The sequence below is a fragment of the Pseudomonas putida genome (assembly GCF_028682175.1).
GTDB classification, from domain to species: domain Bacteria; phylum Pseudomonadota; class Gammaproteobacteria; order Pseudomonadales; family Pseudomonadaceae; genus Aquipseudomonas; species Aquipseudomonas putida_AD.
The window spans coordinates 1-6,792 of sequence record NZ_JANHKS010000094.1 but is presented as its reverse complement, the minus strand read 5'-3'; the positions used below and the strand labels follow the sequence as shown (position 1 = coordinate 6,792).

The following is a 6,792-nucleotide window of genomic DNA, read 5'->3' as shown; positions in this document are numbered from 1 at the left end:
CAAATGCTGCCTGTAATCAATGCTCGGGCAGCACCACGCCGTCGAACAGCTCTTCGAGCTCCTGCTTGTTGTGGCACTGGATCGCCTTGGCCATAACGTCGCGGGTCAGGTGCGGGGCGAATTTTTCGATGAAGTCGCACATGAACCCACGCAGGAAAGTGCCGCGACGGAAGCCGATCTTGGTGATGCTGGCCTCGAACAGCTCGCTGGCATCGAGCACCACCAGGTCGCTGTCCAGCTTCGGATCGACCGCCATCTTGGCCACGATGCCCACACCCAGACCCAGGCGCACATACGTCTTGATAACGTCGGCGTCGGCGGCGGTGAACACCACCTTTGGGGTCAGGCCACGGTGGCTGAAGGCTTCGTCCAGCTTGGAGCGGCCGGTGAAACCGAACACGTAAGTGACGATCGGGTATTCGGCGAGGATTTCCAGCGTGAGCTTCGGCAGCTTGGTCAGCGGATGGCCCTGGGGCACCACCACGCAGCGGTTCCAGGTGTAGCACGGCATCATCACCAGATCGCCGAACAGCTCCAGCGCTTCGGTGGCGATGGCGAAATCCACGGTGCCATCAGCGGCCATCTCGGCGATCTGCATCGGCGAGCCCTGATGCATGTGCAGCGCCACGTCAGGGTACTGCTTGATGAAATTGCTGATCACCGGCGGCAGCGCATAACGTGCCTGGGTGTGGGTGGTCGCGATGGAGAGCGTGCCTTTCTTCTCGTTGGAGAATTCCTGGGCGATCTGCTTGATGCTCTCGACCTTGCGCAGGATTTCCCCCGCAGTAGTAATGATCCGCTCCCCCGCCGGCGTGACACGTGTGAGGTGCTTGCCGCTGCGTGCAAAAACCTCGACCCCGAGTTCGTCTTCCAGCAAACGGATCTGCTTGCTGATGCCCGGCTGCGAGGTGTAAAGGCTCTGCGCCGTCGCCGAAACGTTGAGGTCGTGGTGCGCCACTTCCCAGATGTAGCGCAATTGCTGAAGCTTCATATGTATCCCTCAAAGCCGGAAGACGCCACGGGCATCACGACGGTATATAACTGGATTAATGGTCAAGAAGGCAAAGTTAGAACTTTTTATAAATTTTAGCCAGCATTTTCAGAATCTGATGGCACGCAGCCTCTATCTCGCCCCCGGCCTGTCCTCCTCAGGCCCACGAGCCACTGCGGTTCTGCACCATCGGGACCATATAAACAGGTACATGGGAAAGCTGCAGAATCCGCGCGGCCGTGCGGCCGATCGGCGTATCCCCTTCCGCACCGTGGCTGTGACTGCCCACCACCAGCAGATCGACCTCCAGCCGTTGCGCCTGTTCCAGGATCACTTTGGACGGATCCCCCTGGACCACCCGCACGCTGCGAATCAGCGCAAGATCCTGATTGCCCTCCCCCAACTCATCACGAAAACCGGCGAGCACGGACGACTCGATGCCTTCGATCACGTTGTTGATGCCTTCACTGTGCAGCTCGCGCAACACGTCCTCTGCCAGGTAGCTCTGCAGTACGGATTCGGCGAACAGCCCCATCGGCTCGACCACGTGCACCACATGCAACTCGGCCCCGAATGAGCGCGCCAGCGCCAGTGCATGCTGCAGGACAAAAGGCGCGTAGAGACCGAGGTCCGTGGCATACAGCATCGAGCGAATCATGTGACCTCCTGCCAGCCTTCAAAGGCCCAGACACAGATCAGCTTAGCAGCGCCGGGACGAATCGGCGGGCTTGATACAAGTTTCCGGTCTAAAGGTTCAGGGTTTTAGCTCGTTGCTGATGCCATGGGGAACATGGCCGGTGGCCACGACTTCCCGGGCACGCTCACAATGCCCCGGCTGATCGTCAAAGAACACGTCGGCGGCGAAGGCCTCCAGAAAAGCCGACTTGTCCAGACCACCGAGGAACAGCGATTCATCCAGCCGAATATTCCATTCGCGCAAGGTGCGGATGACGCGCTCATGGGCTGGCGCCGAGCGGGCGGTGACCAGTGCGGTGCGGATCGGGCAGGACTCCTCGGGGAACTCGCGCTGGAGCAGGTTAAGCGCGGCAAGAAACGGCTTGAACGGCCCGCCGGGCAGGGGTTGACGCGCCGCCTCGCGCTCGCTGGCCTGAAACGCCTCAAGACCGCCCGACTGATAGACCCGCTCGGATTCGTCGGAGAACAGCACTGCGTCACCGTCGAAGGCGATTCTCAGCTCAGCGCTGGCTGCTCGGCGGGCACCGCCGGAGAGAATGGTCGCGGCGGCGAAACCGGCATCCAGTGCGCTGCGCACGTCCTCGGCGTGAGTGGAGAGAAACAGATGGCTGTCAAACGCCGCCAGATACGGAAACGGGCTGCGACCACCGACAAAGGCGGCGCGGGAGATGTCCAGGCCGTAGTGCTGAATCGAGTTGAACACCCGAAGCCCGGTGTCGGCGCTGTTGCGCGACACCAGAATCACCTCGACCCGTGCCTGGGTCAGGCTGGTATTGAGGCTCAGCAGTTTTTCCACCAGCAGGAAGGCATCCCCGGGCTCAAGCACTTCGTCTTCATGGTCGATCTGGTACTGGCGATAGGCAGCCACGCCGTCCCGTTCATAGATCGCGTGGCTTTCCCGCAGATCGAACAGCGCCCGCGAGGAAATCGCCAGAACCAGCTTGTTACTTGCGCTTTTCATGGTCAGGTCGTTGGCCATGGTGTCCCCCGAGGTGCCTGGCTATCGGCGATTCTGCCGATCGATAAACGCCAGCGCGTGGTACAAGGCCCGAATCTTGGGCATGTCGCAGCCCGCCGCCAGCGCGGCTGCAAGCGGTTTTGCGTAGATGGCGTCAAGCTCCAGCGGGCGCTTTTCGGTGAAGTCATGGTGCATGCTGGGGCGGTAGTCCGGCATCTGCTCGGTGACCCTGAACAACTGCGCCGCGTAACCTTCAGGCAGCACATGCCCGCAGGCCTCGGCGCCCTGCACCACTTCGGCCATCAGCCCCTGGATCAGTTCGCGGCTGTCCGGGTCGGCCATCAGCGGCGTGGTGCTGGCGTTGAGCAATACCGAAAGCCCGTTGTAAGGCACATTCCACACCAGCTTCTGCCAGCGGGCCTTGCCCAGATTGGCCATGGCCACCGACTCGATCCCCGCGGCGTGGAACAGCGCGGCGCCCTGCTCCACGATTTCGAGGCTCGCGGCATCGCTTGGGGCCGGGCCACTGTGGTAACCGATGTTCACCGCGCCGAACGCCTGATGGGTGATCTGGCCGGGCCCAGTGCGATGCACGCAGATGAAACACAGGCCGCCCAGCACATGCAGCGAATCGGGAAGCACCGCACGCAGTTCATCTTCGACCGCCAGGCCATTCTGCAGCATCAACACCTTGGCCCCTGGCGCAGCCGCCTGCACGATGGCCGGGGCCACGCCGCCGGTACCGGTGGATTTGGCGGCCACCAGCAGCCAGTCACAAGGCGGCATGTCGGTCGCCGAGGAATAGGCCTGGACGTTCTCCAGGCTCAAGGCACCGTGGACCTGGCTGTTGATGTGCAGGCCGTTCTGCGACACCGCGCTGAACTCGCTGCGCAGCAGGAAATGCACGTCGAAGCCGGCGCGCGCCAGCATCAGGCCATAAAAGCCGCCGATGGCGCCGGTGCCGATAATGCCGATGCGGGGCGTGTGGAGGGTTTCGCTCATGGCTCTCTCAATTCAAGGCTATGGATTCATGGCAAGTCGTCAGGCGCGCGGACCAGCGCCTGATCCAGGCCAGCGATGATGGCTGGGGCAGAAAGCTGGCTGCGCAAGGCGCCGTAGAATTCGCCGTCACGCACGACGAACACGGAAGGCAGGTGGAACACCCCGTAACGCTGCACCGCGCCGCCGTTTTCCTCGGCGTCGATCCAGCACAGGCGCTCGACGGGTAATGATTGTTCCGGCAAATGCTGTCGTGCCCACCGGCAACTGGAACAGCCGGCGCCGGTGAAGATAAGCAGCGATGTGCCGGGCAGGGTCAGCAGTTGTCGATCGACATCGAAGTCTGTCAGTTGCAGTTGATCCACGCCAATCTCCCCAGGTCTTGCGCACACTATATCCGCACTGCCCGCCCGCTCCGCAAGCCAAAGCGCGGCCCGGTGCGCGCCTGGGCAGGCAAACGGTTGCGATAAGCCCGCTGCATCGGACGAAAGCTTGAGTTTACCCATTGTCGAAGTACGGGTTAACGCGCTAAGGTTCGGCACCCCGCTGCCCTCAATCACGCTAGGCTCCGCCGCACGGGGACCGTTGGCGGCCAGCACCCGTGACCTGATGAGTAACACGATGGCTGATTTACCGATTGACGACCTTAACGTCGCCTCCAACGAGACACTGATCACGCCGGATCAGCTCAAGCGCGAAATCCCGCTCACCGCCGCCGCACAGGCCACCGTGAGCAAGGGTCGCGAAGTGATCCGCAACATCCTCGATGGCAAGGACCACCGCCTGTTCATCGTGATCGGCCCCTGCTCGATCCACGATATCAAGGCCGCTCACGAATACGCCGAGCGCCTCAAGGCCCTGGCCGCCGAGCTGTCGGACACCCTGTATCTGGTGATGCGCGTCTATTTCGAAAAGCCGCGCACCACGGTCGGCTGGAAGGGCCTGATCAACGACCCATACCTGGATGACTCCTTCAAGATCCAGGACGGTCTGCACATCGGCCGCCAGCTGCTGCTGGACCTGGCTGAAAAAGGCCTGCCGACCGCCACCGAAGCGCTGGACCCGATCTCCCCGCAGTACCTGCAGGACCTGATCAGCTGGTCGGCCATCGGCGCACGCACCACCGAATCCCAGACCCACCGCGAGATGGCCTCGGGCCTTTCTTCGGCAGTGGGCTTCAAGAACGGCACCGACGGCGGCCTGACCGTTGCCATCAACGCCCTGCAATCGGTTTCCAGCCCGCACCGCTTCCTGGGTATCAACCAGGAAGGTGGCGTGTCCATCGTCACCACCAAGGGCAACGCCTACGGTCACGTGGTGCTGCGCGGCGGCAACGGCAAGCCCAACTATGACTCGGTCAGCGTCGCCCTGTGCGAGCAGGCACTGGCCAAGGCCAAGGTCAAGCCGAACATCATGGTCGACGCCAGCCACGCCAACTCCAACAAGGACCCGGCGCTGCAACCTCTGGTCATGGAAAACGTCGCCAACCAGATTCTGGAAGGCAACGAGTCGATCATTGGCCTGATGGTCGAAAGCCACCTGAAATGGGGCGCGCAGTCGATTCCGAAGGACCTCGCGGATCTGGAATACGGTGTTTCGATCACCGACGCCTGCATCGACTGGGAAACCACCGAGAAGACCCTGCGCAGCATGCATGCCAAGCTCAAGGACGTGTTGCCCAAGCGCAAGCGCGGCTGATTTCACAGTTCTTGAAACGACAACGCCGAGCGAATGCTCGGCGTTTTTCATGGGGTAATGCTTTTCAGATCTTCTTCAGATCTTCGCAGCCTGGCGCTGGTGACGTTCCATGTAGCGTTCGACGTAGGAGCAGGAAGGAATCACGGTGTAGCCCATGCTCTCGGCGTAATCGAGGGCCACTTCGGTCAAGGCCGCCGCGATGCCGCGCCCGCGCAAGGCGTTGGGCACGAAGGTACGATAGATGTCCAGGGTCTGCTTCCCCAGATCCATGTACGTCAGGTAAGCCCGGTGACCGTCGATGTTGATTTCGAACTGGTGGCCGGTCTTGTCATGGTGAATGGACAGCGCCTCGCTCATCACTACTCCTCGCGGGTCTTGGATTTTGACCCCTACCTTACCGATGTTTGTCCGGCGAAGGAACCTCTTCAGTCAGGGCCAACGCACCTCTGCGTTCGCGCACTGCCTGCTACGCCACCCCGTGCCTGGTCTGGACACCGAGAACGAGCCTTGCTGATCTCAAACAAACGAGCACCTGCAAATAGTAGGCACCATTGTGGAATCTGCTCAAGTGAATCCGCAGTAAAAGCCCGCCCGCGTATCCGGCGTGATGGCACAACGAAGGCCCCGGATCGCCGGAGAATGCCTGTTAAGACGGCATCCATGGGGCAAAGTCACGTCAACGCAACAAAAATCGAGCATCCTCGCCGATCATCGTCTATACAAAAAAGGTTGCAACGTGGCTCAACGTCTCCTGGCCACCGCCTGGACGAAGTACTTTCGACCCACTGATGACATCGGGAGCCTGTCGGCACAACCGTCCGCCCCCGTCCTGCTGACAAGCGTAATTGCCTGACAGCATGAGGTTTTTTCCGGATAAAAAGCGTGAGGAGTCGCACGGAAGGCTTTCAAAGCTAAGAATTTTATGCGGTTCTTGCGCTTAGTCCGTTTACTTACTACAAACAATGGGTAGTATGTACGCCGGTCATTTTCTCATTTTCGAGAGATGATTAATTTGATAGAAGTCCTTTAAGGGGAACACGATGAACAACGTTCTGAAATTCTCTGCTCTGGCCCTGGCCGCAGTTCTGGCTACCGGTTGCAGCAGCGCATCCAAAGAAACCGAAGCTCGTCTGACTGCTACTGAAGACGCAGCTGCTCGTGCACAAGCTCGTGCTGACGAAGCCTACCGCAAGGCTGACGAAGCTCTGGCTGCTGCTCAGAAAGCTCAGCAAACTGCCGACGAAGCCAACGAGCGTGCTCTGCGCATGCTGGACAAGGCTAGCCGCAAGTAATAATCCCTCGGGATTATTGATAAGCCGATCCGGTTCCGGGTCGGCTTTTTTATTGCCTGCGGTTTGAGGATGCACGCGTCATCCCGGGCATGCGGCACGGACCGACCCAGGCACAAACACCGCAGATCCCGTAGCAGCACGGCTTGCCGGCGGGGGCG

Annotated in this window: 8 protein-coding genes; 2 read left to right on the top strand and 6 right to left on the bottom strand. The window is 60.8% G+C overall.

All coding sequences use genetic code 11. From position 1 onward, the window contains the following. Positions 1–16 precede the first annotated feature (16 nt). From cysB to NPS29_RS28435, 5 genes are all read right to left on the bottom strand, one after another. Entirely contained in the window at positions 17–991 is a 975-nt protein-coding gene (cysB, locus tag NPS29_RS28455; RefSeq protein WP_062382408.1) for an HTH-type transcriptional regulator CysB, read from the bottom strand. A gap of 157 nt (positions 992–1,148) precedes the next feature. Then, positions 1,149–1,649, bottom strand: coding sequence for a universal stress protein (locus NPS29_RS28450; protein ID WP_274136807.1), 501 nt, complete (start codon positions 1,647–1,649; stop codon positions 1,149–1,151). Positions 1,650–1,745: 96 nt separating this feature from the next. Beyond that, positions 1,746–2,648, bottom strand: coding sequence for a 5'-nucleotidase (locus NPS29_RS28445; protein ID WP_274136810.1), 903 nt, complete (start codon positions 2,646–2,648; stop codon positions 1,746–1,748). A gap of 39 nt (positions 2,649–2,687) precedes the next feature. Continuing rightward, positions 2,688–3,647, bottom strand: a complete 960-nt coding sequence (locus NPS29_RS28440) for a putative 2-dehydropantoate 2-reductase (protein ID WP_274136806.1) — start codon at positions 3,645–3,647, stop codon at positions 2,688–2,690. A 26-nt stretch (positions 3,648–3,673) separates the two neighbouring features. After that, positions 3,674–4,009: a thioredoxin family protein gene (locus tag NPS29_RS28435; RefSeq protein WP_274136805.1), complete on the bottom strand. Its 336-nt coding sequence runs from the start codon at positions 4,007–4,009 to the stop codon at positions 3,674–3,676. A gap of 256 nt (positions 4,010–4,265) precedes the next feature. Between NPS29_RS28435 and NPS29_RS28430 the strand changes: the two genes are divergently transcribed. After that, a complete protein-coding gene (locus NPS29_RS28430; RefSeq protein WP_274136803.1) occupies positions 4,266–5,342 on the top strand; it encodes a 3-deoxy-7-phosphoheptulonate synthase in 1,077 nt (358 codons plus the stop codon). A gap of 75 nt (positions 5,343–5,417) precedes the next feature. Here NPS29_RS28430 and NPS29_RS28425 read toward each other — a convergent pair whose 3' ends face one another. After that, a complete protein-coding gene (locus NPS29_RS28425) occupies positions 5,418–5,699 on the bottom strand; it encodes a GNAT family N-acetyltransferase (RefSeq protein ID WP_274136801.1) in 282 nt (93 codons plus the stop codon). 683 nt (positions 5,700–6,382) lie between these two features. Here NPS29_RS28425 and oprI point away from each other — a divergent pair. Then, positions 6,383–6,634: an outer membrane lipoprotei OprI gene (gene oprI, locus NPS29_RS28420; protein ID WP_025113130.1), complete on the top strand. Its 252-nt coding sequence runs from the start codon at positions 6,383–6,385 to the stop codon at positions 6,632–6,634. Positions 6,635–6,792: the final 158 nt, after the last annotated feature.

Bases quoted from the DNA above. Each gene is read 5' to 3' on its own strand.
- NPS29_RS28440 (WP_274136806.1), bottom strand. From the start codon at position 3,647: ATGAGCGAAACCCTCCACACGCCCCGCATCGGCATTATCGGCACCGGC.
- cysB (WP_062382408.1), bottom strand. From the start codon at position 991: ATGAAGCTTCAGCAATTGCGCTACATCTGGGAAGTGGCGCACCACGAC.
- NPS29_RS28430 (WP_274136803.1), top strand. From the start codon at position 4,266: ATGGCTGATTTACCGATTGACGACCTTAACGTCGCCTCCAACGAGACA.
- NPS29_RS28425 (WP_274136801.1), bottom strand. From the start codon at position 5,699: ATGAGCGAGGCGCTGTCCATTCACCATGACAAGACCGGCCACCAGTTC.
- oprI (WP_025113130.1), top strand. From the start codon at position 6,383: ATGAACAACGTTCTGAAATTCTCTGCTCTGGCCCTGGCCGCAGTTCTG.
- NPS29_RS28450 (WP_274136807.1), bottom strand. From the start codon at position 1,649: ATGATTCGCTCGATGCTGTATGCCACGGACCTCGGTCTCTACGCGCCT.
- NPS29_RS28445 (WP_274136810.1), bottom strand. From the start codon at position 2,648: ATGAAAAGCGCAAGTAACAAGCTGGTTCTGGCGATTTCCTCGCGGGCG.